A 25,722-nucleotide genomic window follows, 5' to 3' on the forward strand; every position below is an offset into this window, starting at 1 on the left:
GCGGCTCAGGCAGGCAGGACGACGGTGCGCAGCTCGTGCGCGCCGTCGGGGCGGGTGGCCTCGTAGAACCAGCGGGCACCGCCGCCGGGCAGTCCGACGACGTCGGCGTAGCGCAGCCCGTGCGGCGGGTGCGGGCTCTGCAGGAACGGCCCGTCCCCGGCGGCGCGGAAGCCCAGCTCGCCGTCGTGGACCGCCAGGCCCGTCCGCTCCTCCCAGTTCTCCGCGGCGGTCGCGCGGCCGTCGTAGACCGCCCAGGTGCGCGAGCCGTCGAGGACGACGGCGGTGAAGCGCACACCCCGGGCGTCCCAGCTCCCCTCGGTGCCGGCGAGCGCGGTGCCCCGCCACGTCCACTCCACGCCGTCGGGGCTGGTGGCGTGCTCGGTGGTCATCCGGTCGGTCGCGTCGGGGTCGTCGAGCGGGTGCACGGAGGCCCAGAGGTGCCACTGGACGCCGTCGTGCCGGACCACCGGGTCCTTGACGCCCGCCTGGTCGCTGCCCGGCAGCACGGTGCGGGGCGGCGCGGTCGCCAGCCCCTCGACGGTGTCGGCCTCCAGCAGGTCGACCCGCCAGTGCCTGGTGCCGGGCGTCGCGCAGGAGACGTAGAGGCGCCACCGGCCGTCGGGGGTGTGCACCAGGGCCGGGCGCTCCAGCGACTCGGCGCCGAAGCGGTCCTTGCCGAGCGCGGCGACCGGCTCGAAGCGGACGCCGTCGGCCGAGCGGGCGAGCACGTTGCCGAAGCCGCGGCCCTCGCCGACCGGCCGGCGCAGCCGGTAGGCCAGCCACCAGGTGCCGTCGACCAGCTGGGCCGACGGGCCGCCGGCCCACGAGCCCGGGCGCGGGTCCTCCGGTGCCACCACCACCTCGGCGTCGGCCCAGAACCGCTCCGGTTCAGGGGGTCGCGGCGCAGGGGTACGGGTGGCACTGGAGGTCACGCCGCGTGTCTACACCCCGAGGAACCGATCACCGGAGGAACCCCGTGAGCGCACCGGCCGGCCGGCTGCCCGACTTCGTCATCGCCGGTGCCCCCAAGGCGGGCACCACCGCGCTGCACGCGGCGCTGGCGACCCACCCGGGGCTGTACCTCTCCCCGGTCAAGGAGCCGAAGTACTACATGACCGACGGCCGCCCGCCGCCGCGCAGCGGCCAGCGCGGGCCGGGCGACGCGCACAGCGCCCAGGAGTGGATCTGGCGGCGGCCGGAGTACCTGGCGCTCTTCGCCGGCGCCCCGGCCGGCGCGGTGGCGGGGGAGAGCACGCCGTTCTACCTCTACGACCGGGCCGCGCAGGCCCGGCTGGCCGCCGACGTCCCCGGCGTCCGGGTGGTCGCCGTGGTCCGCGACCCGGTCGACCGGGCGTACTCGAACTGGGTGCACCTGCGGGCCGACGGGCTGGAGCCCGAGGCCGACTTCCTGACCGCCGTCCGCGCCGAGGAGGAGCGGATCGCGGCCGGCTGGGCGCCGTTCTGGCACTACCGCGGGCTGTCCCGCTACGGCGAGCAGCTGCGCGACCTCCACACCCACCTGCCCCGCGAGCAGGTCCTCCTGCTGCGCTACCGGCAGCTGGTCGACACCCCGCGGGAGACCCTCGACCGGGTCAGCCGCTTCCTCGGGGTCGCCGAGGGCGTCGCGCACGTCGTCGCGCCGGAGAACGTCAAGCCACACGTCGCCGACACCGCCCGCTACCGGGCGCTGGCCCGGGTGGCGCGGGCCGGCGCGGCGCTGGGGGCGTCCGTCCCGCCGCAGGTCTGGCGGCAGGCGAGCCGGCCGCTGCTGTCCGCCCTGCACGCCGGGCGGACGCCGCGGCCGACCCTGCCGGTGGAGGTCCGCCGCGAGGTGCTGGCGCCGCTGCTGGCCGACGTGGCGCTGCTCGAGGAGGTGACCGGGGAGTCCTTCGCCGACTGGCGCGGGGACACCGGCCGGGGCGACTTCCGCAGCCGCTCGGGCGCCCGCTCGGTGTGACATCAACCGCAAAGACCACTAAGTCGGTCGGGATTGACGGCAATGGTCTCGGGTGGCAGGCTCGGACCCGGCATCGAGTGTCAGCGACAAGCCCTGGCTTGCTGACCGGCAACCCTCGTCCGCGGTGGGGTGCTCCAGGTGACGGCCCGGCGAGGCGATCCCGCCCCGCAAGTGTGGAACCCCCGGCTCGGCCGGCTGCAACAGGAGGAACCAGGTGCTCGACGGACCGGCCGGGACGCGCTCCGCGCACGCCCGTCGCTCCCTGCTCACCTGCCGGCGGCACATCGACCTGCAACTGGTGACCAGCGCGCTCTGTCCCCGCTAGGGACCCGCCTCAGCCCGCACCACCCCCGCTCGCCGGGCACGCCTCCGCGTGCCCCGCGGCCGGTCCGTGCTGCCCGCAGCACGCCATCCCCCCTGCTCGTGGCCCTGCCACGCCCGCCTCTGGAGACCCCGAACCCCGTGAGCACCGTCCGTTCCCGATCGGCCCGCCGGGCCGCGCCCGTCCTCATCACCGCAGCAGCGCTGCTCCTGACCGCCTGCGGCAGCGACGACGGCGGCGGCTCCGCTGCCGCCGCGGCGGGTGAGCCGCAGTCCGGGGGGACGCTCACCTTCGCCGTGAGCTCCGACGCCGGCTGCGTCGACCCGCAGCAGGTGGGCAGCAACGACACCATCTACTCGACCCGGCAGCTGGTGGACTCCCTGACCGACCAGGACCCGGACACCGGCGAGATCGTCCCGTGGCTGGCCGAGAGCTGGGAGGTCAGCGACGACGCGACGACCTTCACGTTCCACCTGCGCGACGGCGTCACGTTCAGCGACGGCACCCCGTTGACCGCCCAGGTGGTCAAGGACAACTTCGACGCGATCCCCGACCTGGGGCCGCTGGCCAGCCTCGGCCGCGGCTACCTCACCGGCTACACGGGCACCGAGGTCGTGGACGACCTGACCGCTCGGGTCAGCTTCGGCACCCCGAACGTCCAGTTCCTGCAGGCGACCTCGACCCACTCGCTCGGCCTGGTCTCCTCGGCCAGCGCCGCGCTGCCGCCGGAGCAGCGGTGCAGCGAGGGGATCGTCGGCTCCGGGCCCTTCACGCTGGGCGACTACGTGCAGAACCAGTCGATCACGCTGGAGAAGCGGCCCGGGTACGACTGGGGCTCCTCGCTCTGGGAGAAGGACGGCGAGGCCTACCTCGACGAGGTCGTCTTCCAGGTCATCCCCGAGGCCGGCGTGCGCACCGGCAGCCTGCAGTCCGGCCAGGTCGACGCGATCAGCAGCGTCGGGCAGGCCGACGAGGCGGCCCTCCAGGGTGCCGGCATCGACCTGCAGGCCCGGGCCAACCCCGGCGTGGTCTTCGGCGTCACCTTCAACAACTCCCTCCCGCAGTTCGCCGACCCGGCCGTCCGGCAGGCCGTCTCCCTCGCCGTCGACCGGCAGGAGATCGTCGACGCGGTCTACCCGACGGGGACGCTCGCGGCGACGAGCGTGCTGTCCAGCACCACCCCCGGCTACACCGACGTCTCCGACACGCTGACCACCGACCCCGACCGCGCCGCCGAGCTGCTGGACGACGCCGGCTGGACCGAGGGCGGCGACGGCATCCGGGAGAAGGACGGCGTCCGGCTCGAGCTGGAGATCCTCTGGGCGCCGGTCATCGGCACCAACCAGCCGGCCCTGGAGCTGCTGCAGCAGCAGCTGCGCGAGATCGGCGTCGACGTCCAGCTGGACCAGCAGCCGATCGCGCAGACCTTCAGCATCCTGCAGTCCGGCGCCTACGGCGGGGCCTGGGGCAACGTGACCCGCGCCGACCCCGACATCCTCCGCGGGAACTTCTCGACCCAGCTGGCCAACCTCTACCGGCTGCCGGCCAGTGAGCTCGACGAGCTGCTGACCGGTCAGGCCGCCGAGACCGACCAGGCCGAGCGGTTCGACCTGGTCGCCCAGGCGCAGCAGCTGCTGGTCGAGGAGGCCTACACCGTGCCGGTGGTGGAGCTGCAGACCACGCTGGGCGTCTCCCCGGACGTGCACGACCTCCAGTTCGACGCCTCCAGCCGCCTCCAGCTGCACAACACCTGGACGTCCTGATGGGCCGGTACGTCCTGCGCAGGCTGGCCCAGGCGGTCGTCGTCCTCTGGGCCGCCTACACGCTCTCCTTCCTGATCCTGGACCTGCTCCCCGGTGACCCGGTGACCGCGATGGCCAGCGCCGGGATGGACGGCGGGACGGTCGACCCGGCGGAGCTGGCGGCCATCCGCGCGCAGTACGGCTACGACGACCCGATGCCGGTGCGCTACCTGACCCACCTGGGCGACGCGCTGACCGGGGACCTCGGCAACTCGGTGGCCACCGGCCGCCCGGTGGTCCAGACGCTGGCCGACGCGCTGCCCTCGACGCTGCAGCTCACCGCCGCGGCGCTGGCGCTGGCCGCGGTCCTCGGCGGCGGGCTGGCGCTGGCGGCCACCTACAGCCGCCGGCGGTGGCTGCGGCAGCTGCTGCTGTCCCTGCCGGGGCTGGGGGTGTCGGTGCCGACCTTCTGGGTCGGCCTGATGCTGGTGCAGTTCCTGTCGTTCCGGCTGCAGTGGTTCCCCGCGTTCGGCAACGAGGGCGCGTCGTCCCTGGTGCTGCCCGCGGTGGCGTTGGCCATCCCGACCGGCGCCCTGGTGGCGCAGGTCCTGGCCAAGAGCATGCTCACCACGCTGGACGAGCCCTACGTGCAGACGGCGCGGGCGAAGGGGGCCGGCCGGGCCCGGATCCACCTGTCCCACGCGTTGCGCAACGCCTCGCTGCCGGCGCTGACCGTGGTGGGCCTGCTGGCCGGGCAGCTGCTGGCCAACTCGGTGGTCATCGAGACCGTCTTCTCGCGGGACGGCCTCGGGCGGGTCACCGCCGCGGCCGTCGGTTCGCAGGACCTGCCGCTCGTGCAGGGCGTCGTCGTGCTCGGCGCCTTCGTGTTCGTCCTGGTGAACCTCGTCGTCGACCTCGTCTACCCGTTGCTGGACCGGCGGATCGCCGTCGCCGGGGTGCGGAGGAGCCTCGCATGACCGACATCCTCGTCACACCGGTCGCGCTCGCGCCGCCCGCGGCCGTCCCGCAGACGGCCGTCCCGGTCCGGCGGCCGCGCCGGCTGGTGCGCTTCCTCGTGCGCCGGCCGGGGCTGGTCCTCGCCGGCGTGCTCGTCCTCCTCGTGGTCGTCGCCGCGTTCGCGCCCGGCCTGTTCACCGGCCAGGACCCGCTGGTCGGCGAACCCGTCGAGAAGTTCACCGCTCCCGGCGCGGCCCACTGGTTCGGCACCGACGAGCTCGGCCGCGACCTGTTCGCCCGGGTCGTGCACGGTGCGGCGCTGTCGCTCAAGGCCACGCTGATCGCGGTGTCCGTCGCGTTCGTGGTCGGTGGCCTGCTGGGCCTGGTCGCCGGGTTCGTCGGCGGCTGGGTCGAGGACGCGATCATGCGGGTGGTCGACGTCCTGCTCTCGATCCCGGCGCTGTTCCTGTCGCTGGCATTCGTCACCGCCCTCGGCTACGGCACGATCGAGGTGGCCGTCGCGGTCGGCATCGCCAGCGTCGCCGCGTTCGCCCGGGTGATGCGCGCCGAGGTGCTGCGGGTGCGCACGGCGGTGTTCGTGGAGGCCGCCCACTCCTCGGGTGCCCGCTGGTACAGCGTGCTCGGGCGGCACGTGCTGCCGAACTCCCTCGGCCCGGTGCTGGTCCTGGCCACCCTCGAGCTGGCCACCGCTGTGCTGGCGGTCTCCTCGCTCAGCTTCCTGGGCTTCGGGGCCCCGCCGCCGGCGCCGGAGTGGGGCAGCCTCATCTCCGGCGGGCGCAACTACCTGGGCAACGCCTGGTGGCTGACCGCGATGCCGGGCCTGGTCGTCGCCGCCACGGTGCTGTCGATCAACCGGATCGCCCGTGCGCTGGACGGCGAGTGGGCGGCCGCCCGATGAGCGCCCCGCTGCTGGAGCTCCGCGGCCTGACGGTCTCCTACGACACCCGCACCGGCCCGGTGGCCGCCGTCCGCGGCGTGGACCTGGACGTGCACCGCGGCGAGGTCGTCGCCCTGGTCGGCGAGTCCGGCTCGGGGAAGAGCACCACCGCCCACGCCGTCGTCGGGCTGCTGCCGGCCGGCGGGCGGATCGACGGCGGGGAGGTCCGCTTCGGCGGCCGCGACCTGGCCGGCGCCTCGGAGAAGGAGCTGCAGCTGGTCCGTGGCGCCTCGATCGGCCTGGTGCCGCAGGACCCGACGGTCTCGCTCAACCCGACCAAGCGGATCGGTGAGCAGGTCGCCGAGGTGCTGCGGGTGCACGGACTGGCCGGCCGCCGGGAGGCCGCCGAGCGGGCGGTGGAGCTGCTGGGGCGGGCCGGGCTGGCGGAGCCGGCGGTCCGGGCGCGGCAGTACCCGCACGAGCTGTCCGGCGGGATGCGGCAGCGGGCGCTCATCGCCGTCGCCATCGCCGGCGGCCCGCAGCTGCTCATCGCCGACGAGCCGACCAGCGCCCTCGACGTCACCGTGCAGCGGCGGATCCTCGACCACCTGGGGACCCTGACGCGCGAACTCGGGATGGCGGTGCTGCTGGTCACCCACGACCTCGGGGTCGCCGCCGACCGGGCGCAGCGGATCGCGGTCATGTCCGGCGGGCGGATCGTCGAGGTCGGCCCCACCGAGCAGGTGCTCAGCGATCCGCAGGACCCGTACACGCGCCGGCTGCTCTCCAGTGCCCCGAGCCTGGCCGCCGCCCGCCGGGCCCCGGTGCCGGCCGCCCGGCCGGACCCGGTCGCGGCCCAGCCGCTGGTCGAGGTGCAGGGCCTGAGCAAGGACTTCGCGTTGCCCCGCGGCAGCGCCGAGCGGGTCCTGCACGCCGTCCGCGACGTCTCCTTCACCGTCGAGCGCGGCCGGACGACGGCGCTGGTCGGCGAGTCCGGCTCGGGCAAGTCGACGACGGCGCGGATGGTGCTACGGCTGACCGACCCGACCGGCGGCCGGGTGCTGTTCGACGGCCAGGACGTGACCCGCGCCCGCGGTGCGGGCCTCCGCGAGCTGCGGCGGCGGGCACAGCTGGTCTACCAGAACCCCTACGCCTCCCTGGACCCGCGCTTCTCGATCGAGGAGGTCGTCACCGAGCCGCTGCGCGCGTTCCGGGTCGGCGACCGCGCGAGCCGGACCGCCCGGGCCCGCGACCTCCTCGAGCGGGTCTCCCTGCCGGCGTCGACGCTGGACCGGCGGCCGGCGGAGCTCTCCGGCGGGCAGCGCCAGCGGGTGGCGATCGCCCGGGCCCTGGCGCTGTCCCCGGAGCTGGTCGTCTGCGACGAGCCGGTCTCCGCGCTCGACGTCTCCGTCCAGGCGCAGGTGCTGGAGCTGCTGGCCGAGCTCCAGGAAGAGCTCGGGGTCTCCTACCTGTTCATCTCCCACGACCTCGCCGTCGTCCGGCAGGTCGCGCACGCCGTCGTCGTCATGCGCGCCGGCGAGGTCGTCGAGAGCGGGACCACCGAGGAGATCTTCGCCGCCCCCACGCACACGTACACCCGCGAACTGCTGGCCGCCATCCCCGGCACCGCCGCCCGCGCCCCTCTCCCCATCCCTGCTGCAGGAGGAACCCGATGACCGCCACCGTCCCCGACACCACCGACTTCGCCCAGGACTGGGAGCGCTGGCACGAGCAGAAGGAGGCCACGCTCGCCTCTCCGCACGGCTTCCTCGCCGTCACCGCACTCTCCTGGCTGGGCGAGCAGCCGCAGCAGGTGCCCGGCGCGCCCGGCACCTGGCTCGCCGACGCCCGGGGGGTCGTGGTCACCCTCGCCGAGGGCGAGCGGCTCACCGTCGACGGCGCCGAGGTCACCGGCGAACACGTGATCGGCGAGCTCGGCCTGCGGGAGAGCCGGCTCACGCACGCCGGCGACGTCGCGGTGGAGGTGGCCGAGCGCGGCGGGCGGTACGTCGTCCGCGTCCGCGACCCCCGCTCGCCGCTGCGCCGGCAGTACCCCGGGAACCCGGCCTACGCCGCGGACCCGCGCTGGGCGGTGCCCGGCCGCTTCGTGGCCTTCGCCGCGCCCCGGCCCACGACCGTCCCCGGTGCGTTCGCCGGCGTCGAGCACGTCTACGACGCGCCCGGGGTCGTCGAGTTCGAGCTCGACGGGCAGCAGCTGTCGCTGACCGCCTTCGCCGGCTACGAGCCCGGATCGCTGAACGTCCTGTTCTCCGACGCCACCTCGGGCGACACCACCTACGCCTTCCGCTCGCTGCTGATCGCCCCGCCCTCGGCCGACGGCACGGTCGTCGTGGACCTGAACCGGGCCGCCAACCTGCCCTGCGCCTACACCGACCTGGCCACCTGCCCGACGCCGCCGGCGGAGAACCGGCTGCCGATCCGCGTCGAGGCCGGCGAGCTCACCCCGCTCACCCGCGGCGTCGGCCTCCCCACCGAGAACGGGGCGGTGCTCGATGCCTGAGCCCCTGCACCTGGCGGTCGCCCTGGACGGCGCCGGCTGGCACCCCGCCGCCTGGCGCGAGCCCGACGCCCGTCCGGCCGACCTGTTCACCGCCGGCTACTGGGTCGACCTGGTGCGGGAGGCCGAGCGCGGCCTGCTCGACCTGGTCACCCTCGAGGACGCGCTGTCGCTGCAGTCCGACGACCCGTGGACCCCCGACGAGCGCACCGACCGGGTCCGCGGCCGGCTGGACGCCGTGCAGGTCGCCGCCCGCGTCGCCCCGCTCACCCGCGGCATCGGCTTGGTGCCGACCGCGGTCGTGACCCACACCGAGCCGTTCCACCTCTCGAAGGCGCTGGCCACCCTCGACTACGTCAGCACCGGCCGCGCCGGCGTGCGGGTCAAGGTCAGCAGCAGCGCCGCGGAGTACGCCCACTTCGGGCGCCGGGAGGCCGTCGCGTTCGACCGGTCGTCCTACGACAGCCCCGAGGTGCAGCGCGTCGTCCGCGAGCTGTTCGACGAGGCCGCCGACTGGGTCGAGGTGGTCCGCCGGCTCTGGGACAGCTGGGAGGACGACGCCGAGATCCGCGACGTCGCCACCGGCCGGTTCGTCGACCGGGAGAAGCTGCACTACGTCGACTTCACCGGTCCGCACTTCTCGGTGCGCGGCCCCTCGATCACCCCGCGGCCGCCGCAGGGGCAGCCGATCGTGACCGCGCTCGCGCACGCGACGGTGCCCTACGACCTCGTCGCCCGCAGCGCCGACCTCGGGTTCGTGACCCCGCGCGACGCCGCCGACGCCGCGGCCATCGTGGGCGAGATCCGGGGGCTCCAGCAGCAGGCGGGCCGGGCCGAGGAGACCGTGCACGTGTTCGGCGACCTCGTCGTCGTCCTGGACGACGACCCGGCGGCCGCGGCCGCCCGGCTGCGCCGGCTCGACGACGTCGCGGGGAGCGAGTACTCCAGCGACGCCCGCGTCTTCACCGGCTCGGCCGTCCAGCTGGCCGACCTGCTGGAGGAGTGGACGGCAGCCGGGCTCACCGGCTTCCGGCTCCGCCCGGCGACCCTGCCGCACGACCTGCTGCAGGTCACCGGGCGGCTGGTGCCCGAGCTCCAGCGCCGCGGCCTGTTCCGCACGGAGTACGAGGCGACCACCCTGCGCGAGCAGCTCGGCCTGCCGCGGCCCGCCAACCGCTACGCGACCGTCTGAGGGGCCCCGGAATGACCGAGAAGCCACGCAAGCAGATCCACCTCGCCGCGCACTTCCCCGGCGTCAACAACACCACCGTCTGGAGCGACCCGGCGGCCGGCAGCCACATCGAGTTCTCCTCGTTCGTGCACCTGGCGCAGACCGCGGAGCGGGGGAAGTTCGACTTCTTCTTCCTCGCCGAGGGGCTGCGGCTGCGCGAGCACAAGGGCCGCATCCACGACCTCGACGTCGTCGGCCGGCCCGACACGTTCACCGTGCTGGCCGCCCTGGCCGCGGTGACCGACCGGCTCGGGCTCACCGGGACGATCAACTCGACGTTCAACGAGCCCTACGACGTCGCCCGGCAGTTCGCCACGCTCGACCACCTGTCGGCCGGGCGGGCCGCCTGGAACGTCGTCACCTCCTGGGACGCGTTCACCGGCGAGAACTTCCGCCGCGGCGGCTTCCTCGCCCAGGACCAGCGCTACGACCGGGCCCGCACGTTCCTGGCCACGGCGCAGGAGCTGGCCGCGTCCTGGCGCGGCGACGAGATCGTGGCGGACAAGGAGTCCGGCGTCTTCCTGCGCGACGCCGCGGCCGGCCGGTTCGCCCACTCCGACGCGCACTTCGACATCTCCGGCCGCTTCGACGTGCCGCGCAGCCCGCAGGGCCGCCCGGTGGTCTTCCAGGCCGGTGACTCAGACGAGGGCCGGGAGTTCGCCGCCTCCGCCGCGGACGCGATCTTCACCGGGCACGGCACCAAGGAGGCCGGCCAGGCCTTCTACGCCGACGTGAAGGGCCGGCTGGCGAAGTACGGACGGCGGCCCGAGGAGCTGCTCGTCCTCCCGGCGGCGACCTTCGTGCTCGGCGACACCGACGCCGAGGCCGCCGAGCTCGCGCACACCGTCCGGCTGCAGCAGGTCTCCGGCGCGACGGCGCTGCAGTGGCTCGAGCAGGTGTGGAACCGCGACCTGTCGGCCTACGACCCGGACGGCCCGCTGCCCGACGTCGACCCGGTCGTGGGCGAGCCCTCCGTGGCCAAGGGCCGGGCCAGCGCGCGGATGTACAAGGACCCGGTCGGGACGGCGAACGAGTGGCGGTCGCTGGCCGAGGCCAAGAAGCTGTCGATCCGCGAGCTCGTCGTCGAGGTCACCTCGCGGCAGACCTTCGTCGGCAGCGCCGCCACGGTCGCGGCGACCATCGACGACCTGGTGCAGTCCGACGCCAGCGACGGCTTCATCCTCGTCCCGCACATCACCCCCACCGGGCTGGACCCGTTCGTGGACCAGGTCGTGCCGCTGCTGCAGGAGCGGGGCGTCTTCCGCACCGAGTACGAGGGCACGACGCTGCGGGACCACCTGGGCCTGGCGCCGCTGCCGTCCGGCGCACCCGTCGGGGCCGCGCGGTGAAGCTGCTCGCCGCCGATCTCCTGCTCAACCCGACGGACCCGGCGACGGGGCGGGCGGCCGACCCGCACGAGCGGATCGCCGAGGCGGTCCGCGGCGCGGTGTGGGCCGAGCAGGCCGGGTTCGACGCCGTGGGGATCGGGGAGCGGCACGCCGCGCCGTTCCTCTCCTCGGCGCCGACCGTCCTGCTCGCCCACATCGCCGCGCTGACCACGCGGGTACGGCTGGTCAGCACCGTGACCGTGCTGCCGCTGCTCGACCCGGTCCGGGTGGCCGAGGACTTCGCGACGATCGACTCCCTCTCCGGCGGCCGGGTCGACATCGTGATCGGCAAGGGCAACGACCCGGTGCAGAACCGGCTGTTCGGCTACGAGCTGGACGACCAGTGGCGGCTGAACCGCGAGAAGTACGAGCTGCTGCGCCGGCTGTGGCACGAGGAGTCGGTCACCTGGTCCGGCGACGTCCGTCCGCCGCTCACCGACGCCACCACGCTGCCCCGCCCGGTCCAGCAGCGGATCCCCGTGTGGCACGGCAGCGCGTCGTCCACGGAGTCCACCGAGCTGGCGGCCCGCTTCGGCGAGCCGATCTTCAGCGCGAACGCCTTCCACCCGACGAAGAAGTACACCGACCTCGTCCTGCACTACCGGGAGCGGCTGGCCGCCCACGGGCACGACCCGGAGTGCGGGGTGGTCGGCGTCGGCTGCGGCGGCGTGTACCTCACCGAGAACAGCCAGGACGCCGTCGAGGCCATGCGCCCCCGCTACGCGGCCTTCCTCGAGAGCCCGGCGGCGACGCACAACGCGCCGGAGTTCACCGACGTCGTCGACGCGATCGAGCGCGGTCCGCTGCTGGTCGGCAGCCCGCAGCAGGTGGCCGAGAAGCTCGCCCGCTGGGACGCGGAGTTCGGGGGGATCGAGGTGCTCCAGCTGGGGCTGCAGGGCATCGGCGTCCCCGCCGACGAGCACCGGGCCACCCTCGAGCTCTTCCTCGACCGGGTCGCCCCCGTGCTGCGCGCCGAGCTGCCCAGCCGGGTGTGGCCGGACACCGAGGTCGCGGCATGAGCCGCTGGGACGCGCCCGGCCCGGTCCTCGCCGTCGTCGGCGCGGGGCCCACCGGCGTCGGCGTGCTCGAGCGGCTGGCCGCCAACGCGGCCGAGCTCGCCGGAGGCGGCCGGCTCACCGTCCACCTGGTCGATCCCCACCCGCCGGGTGGGGGCCGGGTGTGGCGGGCCGCGCAGCCGTCGCTGCTCTGGGCCAACTCGCTCGTCGCCGACGTGACGCTGCTGCCCGACCCGTCGTGCACCGTCGAGGGGCCGGTCGGTGACGGCGTGACCCTCGCCCAGTGGATCGACTGGGTGGGCCGGCACCTGCCCGACGGCGACCCGGTGGGGGAGGAGGCCCGCCGGCTCACCCCGACGTCCTTCCCGTCCCGGCCGCTGGTCAACGCCTACCTCAGCTGGGTGCTCGCCGGTGCCGTCGACCGGCTGTCCCCGTGGGCGGACGTCGTCGTCCACCCGCGGCGCGCGGTCGACGTGCGCAGCGACGCCGACGGTGCCGAGGTCGCCCTCGACGACGGCACCGTGCTCGCCGTCGACACGGTGCTGCTGGCGCAGGGGCACCTGGACGCCGGGCCGACCGCGGGGGAGCGGGCGCTCGCCGCAGCTGCCGCACGGCACGGGCTGACCTACCTGCCGACCGGGTACACCGCCGACGTCGACCTGGCCGCACTCGCCCCGGGCGAGGACGTGCTGGTCCGCGGCGCCGGCCTGGCCTTCGTGGACCTCGCGGTGCTCCTCACCTCCGGTCGCGGCGGCCGCTTCGAGCGGGATGCGGACGGGGTGCTGCGGTACCTGCCGTCCGGCGACGAGCCGGTGCTGCACGTCGGGTCGCGCCGGGGTGTGCCCTACCGGGCGAAGCTCGCCTACACCTGGGCCGGGCCGCCGGTGCCGCTGCGCTTCCTCACCCCCGCGGGCATCGAGGCGGCGTTCGGTGCCACCCGCCGGCTGGACCTGCAGGCCGACCTCGGCCCGCTGCTCGCCCGCGAGCTGGCCTGGGCGCACTACGCCGAGCTGTTCCGCGCCGCGCCCGAGCGGACCCGGCTGTCCTGGGACGAGTTCGCCGAGCGTCTCGCCGCGGCCGGGCCCGCCGCCGCGCGGCGGCTGGTCGCGGCGGCCGTGCCCGACCCGGCCGACCGGTTCGACCTCGTCGCCCTGGACCGGCCGCTGGCCGACCGCTGGTTCCCCGACGGCGACCGGCTGCAGGAGGCCGTGCGCCAGCACGTGCGCGCCGACCTCACCCGCTCCGCCGACCCCCGGCACAGCTCCGACGCCGCGGTGTTCGTCGCGCTGCTGCAGTCGTTCGGCACCATCGGGGCCCTGCTGGCCGCGGGCCGGCTGACCCCCGAGTCGGAGAGCGAGCAGCTGACCGGCTGGTTCATGAACCTCTTCAGCTACCTCGCGAGCGGCCCGCCCGGACCGCGGCTGGAGGAGCTGCTGGCCCTGTCGGAGGCCGGGGTGCTGCGCTTCCTGGGTGCGGACACGCAGGTGGTCCTCGACGAGGAGGCCGGACTGTTCCGGGCCCGCTCGGCGAGCACGCCGGGCGAGACCCCCGCCCGGGCCCTGGTCGACGCGCGGCTCCCGCGGGCCGACGTCACCGCCACCCGCGACCCCCTGGTCGCCGCCCTGCTCGCCCGGGGCGACGCCCGCGAGCGGGTGCTCCCGGACCCGACGGCGCCCTCGGGCGCGCGCCGCACCGGACGCCTGGACGTGGACGCCGACCTGCGGGTGGTCCGCGCGTCAGGGCTGCCCGACCCGCGGCTGCTGGCGCTGGGCGCATGGACCTCCGGTCCGCAGGTCGCCGGGTTCTCCCGTCCTCGCACGAACGCACCGTTCTTCCGGACCAACGACGCCCTGGCCCGCCGGCTCTGGCACTCCCTCGCCGCCGCCGGGCGGCCCGTCGCCGCGGAGGTGGCCTGATGACCGCGCTCGAACACACCTGCCGCAGCGACGTCGCCCTGTCCTTCAAGGAGGTCATGGCCGGCGTCCCGACGCCGGTCTCGGTGGTGACCACGCTGGACGCCGGCCGGCCCTACGGCACGACGGTCAGCGCCTTCACGTCGCTGTCGATGTCGCCGCCGATGGTGCTGGTGTCGCTCGACCGGCGGTCCGGGCTGCTGGCCCGGCTGGCCGAGAGCCGTCCGTTCGGGCTCAACGTGCTCGGGCACGGGCAGGCCGACCTGGCACTGCGGTTCGCGCGGAGCGGGCCGGACGGGTTCGACGACGTCGCCTGGCGGGCCGAGGCCGGCGCGGCACGGCTGCTGGGCAGCCCCGGCTGGCTGGCCTGCCGGGTGGCCCGCCTGGTGGACGGCGGCGACCACGTCATCGTGCTGGGCGACGTCCTGGTCGCGAACCAGGCCGAGGGCGCGCCGCTGACCTACCACGCGCGGACCTTCGGGACCCACGCCGCGGCGGGCTAGCCCGCGCTGGCGCTGCGGAGGACGGCGGCGATCTCCCGCTCGGTCGCGGCGGCGTCGATGCCCAGCCCCGAGAGGACGCCGTCGCCGGCCTCCTGCTCGAGCAGGGCGAGCAGGAGGTGCTCGGTTCCCACGTAGTCGTTCTCGAGGCGCGCGGCGACGTCGAAGGTGCCCTCGAGGACCGCCTTGACGGCGCCGTCGAACGGGATCAGCGCCGGGATCGCGGCGCCCGAGGCCGGCGGGAGGGTGGCGGCGACCGCTTCCCGGACGCGCTCCAGCGATCCGGCGCGGGCGGCGAGGACGAGCGCCGCGATGCCCTCGGGCTCGGCGAGCAGCCCGAGGGTCAGGTGCGCGGGGGAGACCTCGACCGCGCCGGCGGCCCGGGCCTCCTCCTGGGCGGCGACGACCACGTGCCGGGCCCGGGGGGTGAACCGGTCGAAGCCGGCCCGCATGTCCCTCGGCTCCTCCCGGCCGGTGCGGCTCACGAAGCGCTTCTGCGCCGCCTGCTTGGTGACGCCCATGCTCCGGCCGATGTCGGTCCACGACGCACCCTGACGGCGGGCCTGGTCGACGAAGTGGCCGATGAGCGAGTCGGCGATCTCGCTGATGTGGTCGGCGAGGAGCACGGCGTCGCTGAGTTGCTCCAGGGGGTCCTCGTGCACCGTGCGGATCGAGTCGATGAGGTCGTCGAGCCGGACGGTGATCTGCACGGGGGAGGCCATACCGTCAACGCTAGGTTGACGGCGCGACACCGTCAACCCCGAGTTGACGATTCCTGCGTGCCGTGCGGAATGGCGGTTCTGCACGGTGCAGAACCGCCATTCTGCCCGGTGGGTGAGAATCGTTGAAGGTTGGAACATCTGCCAGGGGGGCCTGGTTGCCGCCGTCGAGGCGCCGCACGGGCGCCGGCAGACCCGAGGAGCACGCATGTCGATCGTCGTCACCGGAGCCACCGGCCACCTGGGCCGCCTCGTCGTGGAGGAGCTGCTGGCCCGCGGCGTGCCCGCCGAGGAGATCGTGGCCGGCGGCCGCCGGGTCGAGGAGCTGACCGGCCTCGCCGGCCGCGGGGTACGGGTGGCCCGGATCGACTACGACGACGTGGCGACGCTGGACGAGGCGCTCGCCGCCGGCGACCGGCTGCTGCTGGTCTCCGGCAGCGACCCGGCCGCTCGGGTGCAGCAGCACCGGAACGTCATCGAGGCGGCGGCCCGCGTGGGGGTCGCCCTGGTGGCCTACACCAGCATCCTGCGGGGCGACGCGAGTCCGCTCGCCCTGGCGGAGACCCACGTGCAGACCGAGGCCGACGTCCGGGGTGCCGGCATCCCCTTCGTGCTGCTGCGCAACGGCTGGTACACCGAGAACTACGGGCAGGCCCTGCAGGAGGCCGAGGCGGCCGGCACCGTCTCGGCCAGCGCCGGCGACGGCCGGGTGGCCAGCGCGACCCGTGCCGACTACGCCGCCGCGGCCGCCGCCGTGCTGGCCGGCGAGGGGCACGAGGGCCGGGTCTACGAGCTCTCCGGCGACACCGCCTGGAGCTTCGACGAGTTCGCCGCCGCGGCCGCCGAGGTGCTCGGCCGGGAGGTGGCGTACCGGCGGCTGACCACCGACGAGCACGTCGCCGGCCTCACCGGCGTCGGCCTGGACGAGCCCACCGCCCGCTTCGTCGCCGGCATGGACGCCGCCATCGCCGAGGGCGCGCTGGACTCCACCACCGGCGACCTGTCCCGACTGGCCGGGCGCCCGACCACACCGCTGGTCGAGGCGCTGCGCGCGCTGCGCTAGGCGCCGCGTCCCCCCGGAGGGGTGGCGGAGGACGACGGCCGGCGCCGGACGGGGCACGATGCCCTGATGCACCCCGACGGCTCCGGGACGACGACCTCACCCGGCCTCCGCATCCCCGCGCCGCGCGCCGAGGGCGAGGTCGGCCCGGCAGCCGACCCCGCGGCCGGCGACCGGCTGCTGGTCCCCGACGAGACCTGCTGGCGGATCGAGCGCGCCGACCGGTACGCGGTCTTCGTCGACGCCGCCGACTACTTCGCCACGCTCAAGCAGGCGCTGCTCGGCGCCCGGCGACGGGTGCTGCTCATCGGGTGGGACTTCGACCCGCGGATCCGGATGGACCCGCGCGCCGGCGGGCGCAGCCGCGACGACCGGCTCGGCCGGGTGCTGGAGGAGGCGGTCCGCGCCAACCCGGAGCTGCACATCGGCGTCCTGATGTGGGACCTCGGCATGGCGTACGGGCTGGGCCGGGGGCTGGCGCCGATCGTGCTGCTGGGCCGCCGGACGCCGGACCGGCTCACCTTCACGGTCGACACCCACCACCCGGTCGGCGGCGCCCACCACCAGAAGATCGTGGTGATCGACGACTGCCTCGCCTTCGCCGGCGGCATCGACGTCACCGCCGACCGCTGGGACACCCCCGAGCACCCGGACTCCTCGCGGCAGCGGGCCCGGCCGCGGTCGCACCGCGACATGGGCCCCTGGCACGACGTCACCAGCCTGGTGTCCGGGCCCGCCGCCCGGGCCATCGGCGACCTGGCGCGGGAACGGTGGGAGAGCGGCAAGGGCGAGCACCTGGAGCCGGTGTCCGGCGTGGAGCCCTGCTGGCCCGAGGGCGTCGAGCCACTGCTGACCGACGTCGAGGTGGCCGTCTCCCGGACCCGGCCCGAGCACGGCGGGACGTCGCTGGTCCACGAGATCGAGAAGCTCTGGCTCGCCGTCGTGGCCGGTGCCCGGCACACCCTGTACATCGAGACGCAGTACTTCGCCAACCGCCGGGTGGCCGAGGCGATCGCCACCCGGCTGGGCGAGCCCGACGGGCCGGAGGTCGTCGTGCTCAACCCGCACGAGGCCTGGGGCTGGCTGGAGGAGAAGGCGATGGGCAGCGCGCGCGCCGCGCTGCTGGAGCTGGTGCAGGAGGCCGACCGGCACGGCCGGTTCCGCATGTACGTGCCGGTCACCGCGTCGCGGCAGCCGATCTACGTGCACGCGAAGGTCACCGTCGTCGACGACCGGCTGCTCCGGGTCGGGTCGTCGAACCTCAACAACCGCTCGATGGGCCTGGACACCGAGTGCGACGTCAGCATCGAGGTGCACGAGGACTCGCCCGACCGCGACGCGGTCGCCGCCGCGGTGCTCGGCATGCGGGACCGGCTGCTCGACGAGCACCTCGACGTCGCCCCGGAGGAGGTCGCCGCGGCGGTCGAGCGGGCCGGGGGGTCGCTGATCGCGGCCATCGAGGAGCTGCGCCGGCCCACAGGCCGGTCGCTGGTGCCCTTCGAGCGGCCCGACCTCGGCCCGGCGGGGAGAGTGCTGGCCGACACCCAGATCCTGGACGCCGAGCGGACGCCGAACCGCTGGCAGCGCATCCGGTCGTCGTTCGGGCGGCGGCGGTCGCGCCGGCCGCTCGCCTAGAACCGGGCGGCCGCCATGGCCTCGCGGGCGTCGGCGGCCAGCCGGCGGACCAGCTCCCCGGCCGGCACCGCCTCGGCCAGCACGTGCGCCTGGCCGGCCCACATGTGCAGCTCCTCGCCGTCCCCGGCCGCCCGGGCAGCGGCGCGCAGCGGCTGGGTCAGGAAGTGCACCTCGGGGTAGGCGGCGGGTGCGGCGCCCGACAGCTCCGTCGTCGCCCGGTTCACCAGCGCGCGGGCACTGCGCCCGGTGAACGCGCGGGTGACCGTCGTCGGCCGCTCCTCGGCGAGCGCGGCCGCGTGCACCGGCGCCGTGCCGGCCTCGGGCGTGCGCAGGAACGCCGTCCCCAGCTGGGCGAGCGCGGCGCCCGCGGCGAGGACGGCGGCCACGCCCCGGCCGTCGCCGATGCCGCCGGCGGCCACCAGCGGCAGGTCGGTGACCCGCCGGACCAGGGCCAGCAGGGGCAGCAGACCCAGCTGGGCGGGCTCGGGGTCGGAGAGCCCGCCGCGGTGGCCGCCGGCCTCCCACCCCTGGACGACGAGCGCGTCGGCACCGGCCGCGGCGGCCGCGGCGGCGTCCTCGGGGGAGGTGACGGTGAGCCAGACCGGCACGCCGGCGGCGTGCAGCCGCTCGACCGACTCCGCCGGCGGCAGCCCGAAGGCGAAGGAGACGACCGCGGGCCGGAGCCCGGCGAGGACGGCGACCTTGGCGGCGTGGTCGTCGTCGGAGTGCACCGGCTTGCCGAGCTCCACGCCCAGGGCCGCCGCGCGGGGCGCGACCAGCTCGGCGTACGCCCGGACCTCGCTCGCGCTCCCGGCCGGCACGGGGGTGAAGACGTTGACGCCGAAGGGCGCGGTCGACGTCGCGCGCAGCCGGCCGACCTCCTCGGCGACCGCATCCGCCGTCCGGTAGCCAGCGGCCAGGAAGCCGAGGCCGCCGGCCTCGCCCACGGCCGCAGCGAGCGCGACGGTGGACGGGCCGCCGGCCATGGGCGCGGCGACGACGCGGGTCGGGACCGGGGGCAGGGGGAGGGCTGTCACGCCCCCAGCCTGCCCCCGGTGCGGGTCAGCCGTCCTCGCGGTGCGGGTTCTCCAGGCGGAAGAAGGTGCTCTGGTTCCGGTCCGTGCGCTCCTCCTGGTAGATGAAGTTCAGCTCGCGGACGTCGAAGGTGGCGAACCACTCGTCCCAGCTGACCTTCCGCAGGTCCGCGTTGTCGCCGCCGAAGTCGATCCGCAGCACGCCCAGGTGGTCGCCGTGCTCGGTGCCCGGCACGGTCGCCGGCTCCCCGCCGCGCTCCTCGGCCCACTGCCGGATGACCTCGTGGCTGGTGGTCACCAGGCTGCGGCCGGCGCGCTCCGGGTCCTCGTCGGGCGAGGTGATCTCCTGCGAGTACCTGATGGACTTCGAGGTCTGGTCGCCGGTGCGCACGTGCCCGCCGTCCGGCCCGGCGTCCCCGGGCTCGCCCGCGCCCCCGCCGTCCCCGGCCGGGCCGCCGCGGGCCTGCTCGGACAGGGCAGCCACCAGCTCGTCCTTCTTCATCGACGACGTGCCCTCGATGCCGGCGTCCTTCGCGCGGTCCCGCAGCTCGTCGACCTTCATCTCGCGCAGCCCGGTCTCGCTCAGGTCGGGCGTGTCGGGTGTCGTGTTCGCCATGGCGGTCAGCTCCTCCGGTTGCGGGTCGGGTCAGGACGACGGGTCGAGGGCGACCCTGGTCCAGCCGGTCTGCCGCTGGTCGAACGTCTCGTAGGCGTCGAGCACCGAGGGCATGTCGCCGACCTGGGTCAGCACGGTGGACGGGTCGATGGCGCCGGGCCGCAAGAGATCTGCCTTCATGCGGGAGCCTCCTGGGTGGTCCTCTCCAGGGGCCGCCGCGGCTGAGCGGGCCCGTGCGGTCGAACGCCCTCCGGGGCGGACCGCTGACGCCGGGCCTCCTACCCCTCGCGTCCGCCCGCAACCACCGCCGGTCGAGGCGTCGGCGTCCTCGGTCGGGGTATCCCCTCGGGCGCCTTCCCAGGACACCGATGCGAGGGAGAGTGGCATGACCACGAAGGTCGAGAAGTCGATGCAGGTCGACGTCCCGGTGCGGACGGCGTACGACCAGTGGACCCAGTTCGAGGAGTTCCCCGCCTTCATGGGCGGGGTGCAGCAGGTGCAGCAGCTCGACGACCGGCACCTGCACTGGGTGGCCGAGATCGGCGGCGTCCGCCGGGAGTGGGACGCCAGCATCCTCGAACAGGTCCCCGACCAGAAGGTCGCGTGGGCGGCCACCGGAGGCGCGACCAACGCCGGGGCGGTGTGGTTCGAACCGGCCGGGCCCGGCTCGACGATCGTGCACCTGGAGATGGAGTACGAGCCCGAGGGCCTGGTCGAGAAGGCCGGCGACGCCCTGGGCCTGGTCGACCGGCAGGTGCGGTCGGACCTCGAGCGCTTCAAGGCCCTGGTGGAGAGCGAGGGGTACGCCAGCGGCGCCTGGCGTGGCTCGATCAACCCCCACCTGGACGTGGGGGTGCCCGGCGCCGACGCGGCCGTCGGCTCGCACGGTGACAGCGGCAAGGCCGGCGTCTCCGGCAAGGCGGTCGCCGCCGGGGCAGCCGCGGCCGTGGCGGGGGTGGCGGCCGCGGCCGTCGCGGCGTCCAAGGCCGGTACGGAGGAGCGGCCACGGGAGGAGACCGCGCAGACGCCGCCCCCGCCGCCGGTCGTCCCGGCCCAGGCCGTCGTCGTGGAGGAGGACGTGCTCGTCGTGGAGGAGGCCGGTCAGCCCGCCGTCCTGATCGAGGAGGACGTCCTGCTCGACGGACCGGTCGACCCGGACGTGCCCCCGGGCGCCGGCCGCGGGGTGTGAGCGGCGGGGCCGGGCCGGCGCGCACGCCGGCCCGGCCCGGAGCCGCGAACGGATGCCCGCGATCGGGTTTGGCACCCCCGGAGCCGGGGGCACGGCGGCGTCCGTGGACGCGGACATCACCCTGACCGTCGACGGCGAACAGCAGCGCCTGACGGTGGACACCCGGACGACGCTGCTGGACACCCTGCGCGAGCGGCTCGGGAACGCCAGCCCGAAGAAGGGGTGCGACCACGGCCAGTGCGGGGCGTGCACCGTGCTCCTGGACGGCGACCGGGCGCTGAGCTGCCTCGCGCTCGCGGTCGCCCACGACGGCGCGGAGATCACCACCGCCGACGGGCTCGCGGCCGGCGGGGAGCTGCACCCGGTCCAGCAGGCGTTCCTGGACCGCGACGCCTTCCAGTGCGGCTACTGCACCCCCGGCCAGATCTGCTCCGCGGTGGGGGTGCTCGACGAGGTCCGCCGCGGCTGGCCCAGCCACGCGAGCGAGGACCTCACCGCGGACCCGGAGCTGACCCACGACGAGGTGGCCGAGCGGATGAGCGGCAACCTCTGCCGCTGCGGCGCCTACGCCAACATCGTCCCGGCCGTGCAGCAGGCGGGGGGCATGGCGTGAAGCCGTTCGCGTTCGCCCGCCCGGCCGACGTGGCCGAGGCCGTGCGCACCGTCGCCGCCGAGCCCGACGCCGTCTTCCTCGGCGGCGGGACCAACCTGGTCGACCTCCTCAAGCTCGGCGTCGCCCGCCCCGACCGCGTCGTGGACGTCCGCCGGCTCACCTCGCGGGAGATCACCGACACCGCCGACGGCGGGCTGCGGATCGGCGCCGCGGTGACCAACAGCGAGCTGGCCGCCGACCGGCGGGTGCGGGAGCGGTACCCGGTGCTGGCCCAGGCGCTGCTGGCCGGCGCGACCGGGCAGCTGCGCAACCTGGCCACGGTCGGCGGCAACCCGCTGCAGCGGACCCGCTGCGTGTACTTCACCGACGTCAGCACGCCGTGCAACAAGCGCGAGCCCGGCACCGGCTGCTCGGCCGTCGGCGGCTACACCCGCTACCACGCGGTGCTGGGGGTGGACGCCGCGCTCCCCGACGCGAGCGCGCCGAAGACCTGCATCGCCACCCACCCCTCCGACATGGCGGTCGCCCTGGCGGTGCTCGACGCGCAGGTGCAGGTGCTCGGCCCCGGCGGAGCCCGCACGATGCCGTTCGGCGAGCTGCACCGGCTGCCCGGTGACGACCCCACCCGCGACACGGTGCTGGAGCACGGCGAGCTGATCACCGCCGTCGACCTGCCCCCGCTCCCGGCCGGCGCCCGCTCGGCCTACCGCAAGGTCCGCGACCGGGCCTCCTACGCCTTCGCGCTCGTCTCGGTGGCCGCGGTCGTGGCCGACGGCGAGGTGCGGCTGGCCCTCGGCGGTGTCGCGCACAAGCCGTGGCGGGCGACCCGGGCCGAGGAGGTCCTGGCCGGCGGGCCGGTGACGGAGCACGCCGTCCGGCACGCCATGGACGTCGAGCTGACCGCCGCGCAGCCCCAGCCGGGGATCGACGGCGGCAACGGCTTCAAGATCCCCCTGGTGACCCGCACCGTCGTCGCCACGGTCCGCGACCTGACCTCGGAGGTGCCGGCATGACCGAGCTGCTGGAGCCGCGCGCCATCGGCCGCGACACCGTCCGCCGCGACGGCGAGGCGAAGGTCCGCGGCACCGCGACCTACGCGATCGAGACGCCCGTCGAGCACCCCGCCTACGCCCACCCGGTGCAGGCGACGGTCGCCCGTGGCCGGATCACCGCGATCGACACCTCCGCCGCCGAGGCGCTCGACGGCGTGCTCGTGGTCCTCACCCACGAGAACGCCGAGCGGCTGGCCTCGACCGACGACCGCGAGTTCGCCGTCCTGCAGGGCGACGAGGTCGCCTTCCGCGGGCAGCTCGTGGGCGTGGTGGTGGCCGAGACGTCCGAGCTGGCGCGGCAGGCCGCCGACGCCGTCCGCGTCACCTACGCCGAGCAGCCGCACGACAGCGAGCTCCGGGTGGACCACCCCGACCTCTACGCGCCGGAGCAGGTGAACGCCGGCCACCCGACCGACACCGCCGAGGGCGACGTCGCCGCGGCCGTCGCCACCGCCGCGGTCACCGTCGAGGAGACGTACTCGACGGCGATGTACTTCAACAACCCGCTCGAGCCGCACGCGACGACGGCGCTGTGGGACCCGGCCACGGACGTGCCGCTGACCCTCTGGGACTCCACCCAGGGCGTGCACCCGGCGCGCGCCGCGGTGTGCGAGGTGTTCGGGCTGGAGGAGGAGCGGGTCCGGGTCGTCTGCCCGTTCGTCGGCGGCGGCTTCGGCTCGAAGGGCACCCCGCACGCCAACCTGATGCTCGTGACGATGGCGGCCCGGGCGCTGCCCGGCCGGCCGGTCAAGCTGGCCCTCACCCGGCAGCAGATGTTCGCCCTCTCGGCCTACCGGACGCCCACGATCCAGAAGATCCAGCTCGCCGCCGACCGCACCGGGCGGCTGCAGGCGCTCGCGCTCGACGTGGTCGAGCAGACGTCGCGGATCAAGGAGTTCGCGGAGCAGACCGCCGCGCCCGCCCGGATGATGTACGCCTCGCCGAACCGGCGGACGACGCACCGGCTGGCCGCCCTCGACGTCCCGGTGCCCTCGTGGATGCGGGCGCCGGGGGAGTGCCCGGGCATGTTCGGGCCCGAGGTGGCCATGGACGAGCTGGCCGAGCGGCTGGGCGTCGACCCGGTCGAGCTGCGGATCCGCAACGAGCCCGAGGTCGACCCCGAGACCGGCAAGCCGTGGTCCAGCCGCAACCTCGTGCACTGCCTGCGCGAGGGCGCCGAGCGGTTCGGCTGGGCCGAGCGGCCGCCGGCCGGGCACCGCGAGGGCGCCTGGCTGGTCGGCACCGGCGTCGCCTCCTCGGTGTACCCGACGATGCGGCAGGCGAAGTCGACGGCCACGATCCGCTTCGAGGACGGCCGGTACGTCGCCGAGATCGGCGCCGCGGACCTCGGCACCGGCGCGTGGACGGTGCTGCCGCAGATCACCGCGGACGCGCTCGACGTGGACCTCGACGACGTCGAGGTGCGGATCGGCGACACCCGGTACCCGGTCGCGTCGGTGGCGGGCGGCTCGTCCGGCACCAACACCTGGGGCTCAGCCCTCGTGGTCGCGGCGACCGAGTTCCGCAGCAAGTTCGGCGGCTCGCCGGCCGACGGCGACGAGGTCAGCGGGGACGTCGACCAGGCGTCCAAGGACGAGGACCACTCCGCCTACGCGTTCGGCGCCCAGTTCGCCGAGGTCCGGGTGAACGTCGCCACCGGGGAGCTCCGGGTGCCGCGGCTGTACGGCGTCTTCGGCGCCGGCCGGATCGTGAACCCGCGGACGGCCCGGTCGCAGCTGATCGGCGGCATGACGATGGGCCTGTCGATGGCGCTGCACGAGAACGGCGTCTGGGACCCCCGCATCGGGCAGGCCGCCACCCACGACCTCGCCGAGTACCACGTGACCGTCAACGCCGACGTGGGCGACATCCAGGCGCACTGGCTGGACGAGCACGACCCCTACGTCAACGCCATGGGCAGCAAGGGGATCGGGGAGATCGGCATCACCGGGACGGCGGCGGCGGTCGTCAACGCCGTGCACCGGGCGACCGGCGTCCGCGTCCGCGACCTGCCGGTGACGCTGGACAAGGTGCTGGCGGCTCTGCCGTGAGGCGCGACAGCCGGAGGTGATGTGCGGCCAGGGCATGTTCGTGCGTCAGAACCCGCCCTGGCCGCACATCACCGCCCCGTGGTCGCCGGGTGTACCTGCGGGTCGGCCGGGTACGTGGCCCGACGACGATCCGCCGAGACGGGCGACGGCCGCCGAGACCAGGCGTGTGCCGCCCCGTCCGGCCCAGCAGTACGAGGAGCCCTCCCGTGGCCCAGTCCCCTCCGACCCACGAGACGATCGGCGGGCTCGAGGTGGTGCACACCTTCACCGGCGCGATGCCGACCGGCGTGACGGTCTCGCACACCGGCCGGGTGTTCGTCTGCTACCCGAAGTGGGGCGACGAGGTCGGCTTCACGGTCGGCGAGCTGCGCGACGGGCAGGAGGTCGCCTTCCCCTCCCAGGAGGTCAACGACAACCGGTCCGACGTCGACCCCGAGCGGTTCGTGTCCGTGCAGAGCGTCGTCGTCGACCCGGCCGACCGGCTGTGGGTGCTCGACACCGGCAGCCCGGAGTTCCGGCCCACGGAGCACGGCGGCCCGAAGCTCGTGTGCGTCGACCTGGCCCGCGACGAGGTCGTGCAGACCATCCTGTTCCCGACCGACGTCGCGCTGCCGACGACCTATCTCAACGACGTCCGGTTCGACCTGCGCCGCGGCGACGCGGGGACGGCGTTCATCACCGACTCCTCCGACCAGGGCCCGAACGGGATCATCGTGGTCGACCTGGCGTCGGGGGAGTCCTGGCGGCGGCTGCACGAGCACCCGAGCACCAAGGCGGTCGCCCCGCCGGACCTGCGGATGGTCGTCGAGGGCCAGGAGTTCCTCGAGCGGGCCGAGGACGGGTTGACGTCGCCGATCTGCATGGGCGCCGACGGCATCGCGATCTCCGCCGACGGCGAGCGGCTCTTCTACTGCCCGATGGCCGGCCGCCGCTGGTACAGCGTGTCGGTCGACGCGCTCGTCGACCGCACGCAGGACGACGACGCGGTGGCCGGCACGGTCCGGGACGAGGGCGACAAGGGCTGCGTCAGCGACGGCCTGGAGACCGACGACGCCGGCCGGCTGTACGTCACCGACGGCGAGCACGACGCCATCCACCGGCGGCTGCCCGACGGCAGCTGGGAGACCGTCGTCTCCGACCCGCGGCTGCTGTGGCCCGACACGATGTCCGTCGCCGACGGGTTCCTGTACGTCACCGCGAACCAGCTGTACCGGCAGGACACGTACCGGGGTGGGAAGGACGAGCGGCGCAAGCCCTACGTGCTGTTCCGGACGCCGATCGACGCCGGGCCGGTCCGCCTGCGCTGAGGAG

23 protein-coding genes and 1 riboswitch are annotated in these 25,722 nt (G+C 75.2%); of the genes, 18 read left to right on the plus strand and 5 right to left on the minus strand.

Annotated features, from left to right (window positions below):
* Window positions 1-5: 5 nt before the first annotated feature.
* Window positions 6-932, minus strand: coding sequence for a glycoside hydrolase family protein (locus N555_RS0113430; protein WP_029432010.1), 927 nt, complete (start codon window positions 930-932; stop codon window positions 6-8).
* 44 nt (window positions 933-976) lie between these two features.
* Here N555_RS0113430 and N555_RS0113435 point away from each other — a divergent pair, with 44 nt between their 5' ends.
* The 11 genes from N555_RS0113435 (at window position 977) to N555_RS0113490 (ending at window position 14,445) form a co-directional block, all read left to right on the plus strand.
* Window positions 977-1,957 (plus strand): sulfotransferase, encoded by a 981-nt coding sequence (locus N555_RS0113435; protein ID WP_051684047.1) that lies wholly within the window; start codon window positions 977-979, stop codon window positions 1,955-1,957.
* Between the two features lie 69 nt (window positions 1,958-2,026).
* Window positions 2,027-2,137, plus strand: a riboswitch (SAM riboswitch).
* Between the two features lie 282 nt (window positions 2,138-2,419).
* Complete coding sequence (locus N555_RS0113445) at window positions 2,420-4,042, plus strand: ABC transporter substrate-binding protein (RefSeq protein WP_029432012.1); 1,623 nt, start codon at window positions 2,420-2,422, stop codon at window positions 4,040-4,042.
* On the plus strand, window positions 4,042-4,998 hold the full coding sequence (locus N555_RS0113450; RefSeq protein ID WP_029432013.1) for an ABC transporter permease: 957 nt from the start codon (window positions 4,042-4,044) through the stop codon (window positions 4,996-4,998). The genes N555_RS0113445 and N555_RS0113450 overlap by 1 nt, the downstream gene beginning before the upstream one ends.
* The gene (locus tag N555_RS0113455; protein WP_029432014.1) at window positions 4,995-5,897 is read left to right on the plus strand and encodes an ABC transporter permease; all 903 of its coding nucleotides are present in this window, start codon (window positions 4,995-4,997) and stop codon (window positions 5,895-5,897) included. The genes N555_RS0113450 and N555_RS0113455 overlap by 4 nt, the downstream gene beginning before the upstream one ends.
* A complete protein-coding gene (locus N555_RS0113460; RefSeq protein WP_034510552.1) occupies window positions 5,894-7,552 on the plus strand; it encodes a dipeptide ABC transporter ATP-binding protein in 1,659 nt (552 codons plus the stop codon). Before N555_RS0113455 ends, N555_RS0113460 begins: the two co-directional genes overlap by 4 nt.
* On the plus strand, window positions 7,549-8,397 hold the full coding sequence (locus N555_RS0113465; protein ID WP_034510415.1) for a DUF1684 domain-containing protein: 849 nt from the start codon (window positions 7,549-7,551) through the stop codon (window positions 8,395-8,397). The genes N555_RS0113460 and N555_RS0113465 overlap by 4 nt, the downstream gene beginning before the upstream one ends.
* A complete protein-coding gene (locus N555_RS0113470; RefSeq protein WP_029432017.1) occupies window positions 8,390-9,586 on the plus strand; it encodes an LLM class flavin-dependent oxidoreductase in 1,197 nt (398 codons plus the stop codon). Before N555_RS0113465 ends, N555_RS0113470 begins: the two co-directional genes overlap by 8 nt.
* 11 nt (window positions 9,587-9,597) lie before the next feature.
* On the plus strand, window positions 9,598-10,974 hold the full coding sequence (locus N555_RS0113475) for an NtaA/DmoA family FMN-dependent monooxygenase (protein WP_029432018.1): 1,377 nt from the start codon (window positions 9,598-9,600) through the stop codon (window positions 10,972-10,974).
* Window positions 10,971-12,032 carry an LLM class flavin-dependent oxidoreductase gene (locus tag N555_RS0113480; protein WP_029432019.1) on the plus strand — a complete coding sequence of 354 codons (1,062 nt, stop codon included), beginning with the start codon at window positions 10,971-10,973 and terminating at the stop codon, window positions 12,030-12,032. Before N555_RS0113475 ends, N555_RS0113480 begins: the two co-directional genes overlap by 4 nt.
* Window positions 12,029-13,945 carry an FAD/NAD(P)-binding protein gene (locus tag N555_RS0113485; protein WP_051684048.1) on the plus strand — a complete coding sequence of 639 codons (1,917 nt, stop codon included), beginning with the start codon at window positions 12,029-12,031 and terminating at the stop codon, window positions 13,943-13,945. Before N555_RS0113480 ends, N555_RS0113485 begins: the two co-directional genes overlap by 4 nt.
* A complete protein-coding gene (locus N555_RS0113490) occupies window positions 13,945-14,445 on the plus strand; it encodes a flavin reductase family protein (RefSeq protein WP_029432021.1) in 501 nt (166 codons plus the stop codon). The genes N555_RS0113485 and N555_RS0113490 overlap by 1 nt, the downstream gene beginning before the upstream one ends.
* Here the strand turns inward: N555_RS0113490 and N555_RS0113495 are convergent.
* Window positions 14,442-15,164: a Clp protease N-terminal domain-containing protein gene (locus N555_RS0113495; RefSeq protein ID WP_029432022.1), complete on the minus strand. Its 723-nt coding sequence runs from the start codon at window positions 15,162-15,164 to the stop codon at window positions 14,442-14,444. The genes N555_RS0113490 and N555_RS0113495 overlap by 4 nt on opposite strands.
* A 205-nt stretch (window positions 15,165-15,369) precedes the next feature.
* On the opposite strand from N555_RS0113495, the gene N555_RS0113500 reads away from it, so the two are divergent.
* Entirely contained in the window at window positions 15,370-16,224 is an 855-nt protein-coding gene (locus N555_RS0113500) for an SDR family oxidoreductase (RefSeq protein WP_029432023.1), read from the plus strand.
* 66 nt (window positions 16,225-16,290) lie between these two features.
* Entirely contained in the window at window positions 16,291-17,856 is a 1,566-nt protein-coding gene (locus tag N555_RS0113505) for a phospholipase D-like domain-containing protein (RefSeq protein ID WP_081866218.1), read from the plus strand.
* On the opposite strand, the gene N555_RS0113510 is transcribed toward N555_RS0113505, so the two are convergent.
* From N555_RS0113510 to N555_RS27935, 3 genes are read right to left on the minus strand one after another with little or no spacing between them, the layout of a single operon-like run.
* Window positions 17,853-18,893, minus strand: a complete 1,041-nt coding sequence (locus N555_RS0113510; RefSeq protein ID WP_051684049.1) for a nitronate monooxygenase — start codon at window positions 18,891-18,893, stop codon at window positions 17,853-17,855. The two genes, N555_RS0113505 and N555_RS0113510, sit on opposite strands and share 4 nt — an antisense overlap.
* 25 nt (window positions 18,894-18,918) lie before the next feature.
* A complete protein-coding gene (locus N555_RS0113515) occupies window positions 18,919-19,506 on the minus strand; it encodes a Rho termination factor N-terminal domain-containing protein (RefSeq protein WP_051684050.1) in 588 nt (195 codons plus the stop codon).
* A gap of 30 nt (window positions 19,507-19,536) precedes the next feature.
* Complete coding sequence (locus N555_RS27935) at window positions 19,537-19,686, minus strand: hypothetical protein (RefSeq protein ID WP_156036351.1); 150 nt, start codon at window positions 19,684-19,686, stop codon at window positions 19,537-19,539.
* Window positions 19,687-19,891: 205 nt separating this feature from the next.
* On the opposite strand from N555_RS27935, the gene N555_RS0113525 reads away from it, so the two are divergent.
* From N555_RS0113525 to N555_RS0113545, 5 genes are all read left to right on the plus strand, one after another.
* Window positions 19,892-20,695, plus strand: a complete 804-nt coding sequence (locus tag N555_RS0113525; RefSeq protein WP_081866193.1) for an SRPBCC family protein — start codon at window positions 19,892-19,894, stop codon at window positions 20,693-20,695.
* Between the two features lie 103 nt (window positions 20,696-20,798).
* Window positions 20,799-21,308, plus strand: coding sequence for a 2Fe-2S iron-sulfur cluster-binding protein (locus tag N555_RS0113530; protein ID WP_029432028.1), 510 nt, complete (start codon window positions 20,799-20,801; stop codon window positions 21,306-21,308).
* A complete protein-coding gene (locus tag N555_RS0113535; RefSeq protein WP_029432029.1) occupies window positions 21,305-22,321 on the plus strand; it encodes an FAD binding domain-containing protein in 1,017 nt (338 codons plus the stop codon). Before N555_RS0113530 ends, N555_RS0113535 begins: the two co-directional genes overlap by 4 nt.
* Window positions 22,318-24,411, plus strand: a complete 2,094-nt coding sequence (locus tag N555_RS0113540) for a xanthine dehydrogenase family protein molybdopterin-binding subunit (protein WP_029432030.1) — start codon at window positions 22,318-22,320, stop codon at window positions 24,409-24,411. The genes N555_RS0113535 and N555_RS0113540 overlap by 4 nt, the downstream gene beginning before the upstream one ends.
* A gap of 206 nt (window positions 24,412-24,617) precedes the next feature.
* Window positions 24,618-25,718 carry an L-dopachrome tautomerase-related protein gene (locus tag N555_RS0113545; RefSeq protein WP_029432031.1) on the plus strand — a complete coding sequence of 367 codons (1,101 nt, stop codon included), beginning with the start codon at window positions 24,618-24,620 and terminating at the stop codon, window positions 25,716-25,718.
* Window positions 25,719-25,722: the final 4 nt, after the last annotated feature.

This window comes from Blastococcus sp. URHD0036, from assembly GCF_000701365.1.
Taxonomy (GTDB): domain Bacteria; phylum Actinomycetota; class Actinomycetes; order Mycobacteriales; family Geodermatophilaceae; genus Trujillonella.

Bases quoted from the DNA above. Each gene is read 5' to 3' on its own strand.
- N555_RS0113450 (WP_029432013.1), top strand. From the start codon at position 4,042: ATGGGCCGGTACGTCCTGCGCAGGCTGGCCCAGGCGGTCGTCGTCCTC.
- N555_RS0113455 (WP_029432014.1), top strand. From the start codon at position 4,995: ATGACCGACATCCTCGTCACACCGGTCGCGCTCGCGCCGCCCGCGGCC.
- N555_RS0113460 (WP_034510552.1), top strand. From the start codon at position 5,894: ATGAGCGCCCCGCTGCTGGAGCTCCGCGGCCTGACGGTCTCCTACGAC.
- N555_RS0113465 (WP_034510415.1), top strand. From the start codon at position 7,549: ATGACCGCCACCGTCCCCGACACCACCGACTTCGCCCAGGACTGGGAG.
- N555_RS0113470 (WP_029432017.1), top strand. From the start codon at position 8,390: ATGCCTGAGCCCCTGCACCTGGCGGTCGCCCTGGACGGCGCCGGCTGG.
- N555_RS0113475 (WP_029432018.1), top strand. From the start codon at position 9,598: ATGACCGAGAAGCCACGCAAGCAGATCCACCTCGCCGCGCACTTCCCC.
- N555_RS0113485 (WP_051684048.1), top strand. From the start codon at position 12,029: ATGAGCCGCTGGGACGCGCCCGGCCCGGTCCTCGCCGTCGTCGGCGCG.
- N555_RS0113490 (WP_029432021.1), top strand. From the start codon at position 13,945: ATGACCGCGCTCGAACACACCTGCCGCAGCGACGTCGCCCTGTCCTTC.
- N555_RS0113495 (WP_029432022.1), bottom strand. From the start codon at position 15,164: ATGGCCTCCCCCGTGCAGATCACCGTCCGGCTCGACGACCTCATCGAC.
- N555_RS0113500 (WP_029432023.1), top strand. From the start codon at position 15,370: ATGTCGATCGTCGTCACCGGAGCCACCGGCCACCTGGGCCGCCTCGTC.
- N555_RS0113505 (WP_081866218.1), top strand. From the start codon at position 16,291: ATGCACCCCGACGGCTCCGGGACGACGACCTCACCCGGCCTCCGCATC.
- N555_RS0113515 (WP_051684050.1), bottom strand. From the start codon at position 19,506: ATGGCGAACACGACACCCGACACGCCCGACCTGAGCGAGACCGGGCTG.
- N555_RS27935 (WP_156036351.1), bottom strand. From the start codon at position 19,686: ATGAAGGCAGATCTCTTGCGGCCCGGCGCCATCGACCCGTCCACCGTG.
- N555_RS0113525 (WP_081866193.1), top strand. From the start codon at position 19,892: ATGACCACGAAGGTCGAGAAGTCGATGCAGGTCGACGTCCCGGTGCGG.
- N555_RS0113540 (WP_029432030.1), top strand. From the start codon at position 22,318: ATGACCGAGCTGCTGGAGCCGCGCGCCATCGGCCGCGACACCGTCCGC.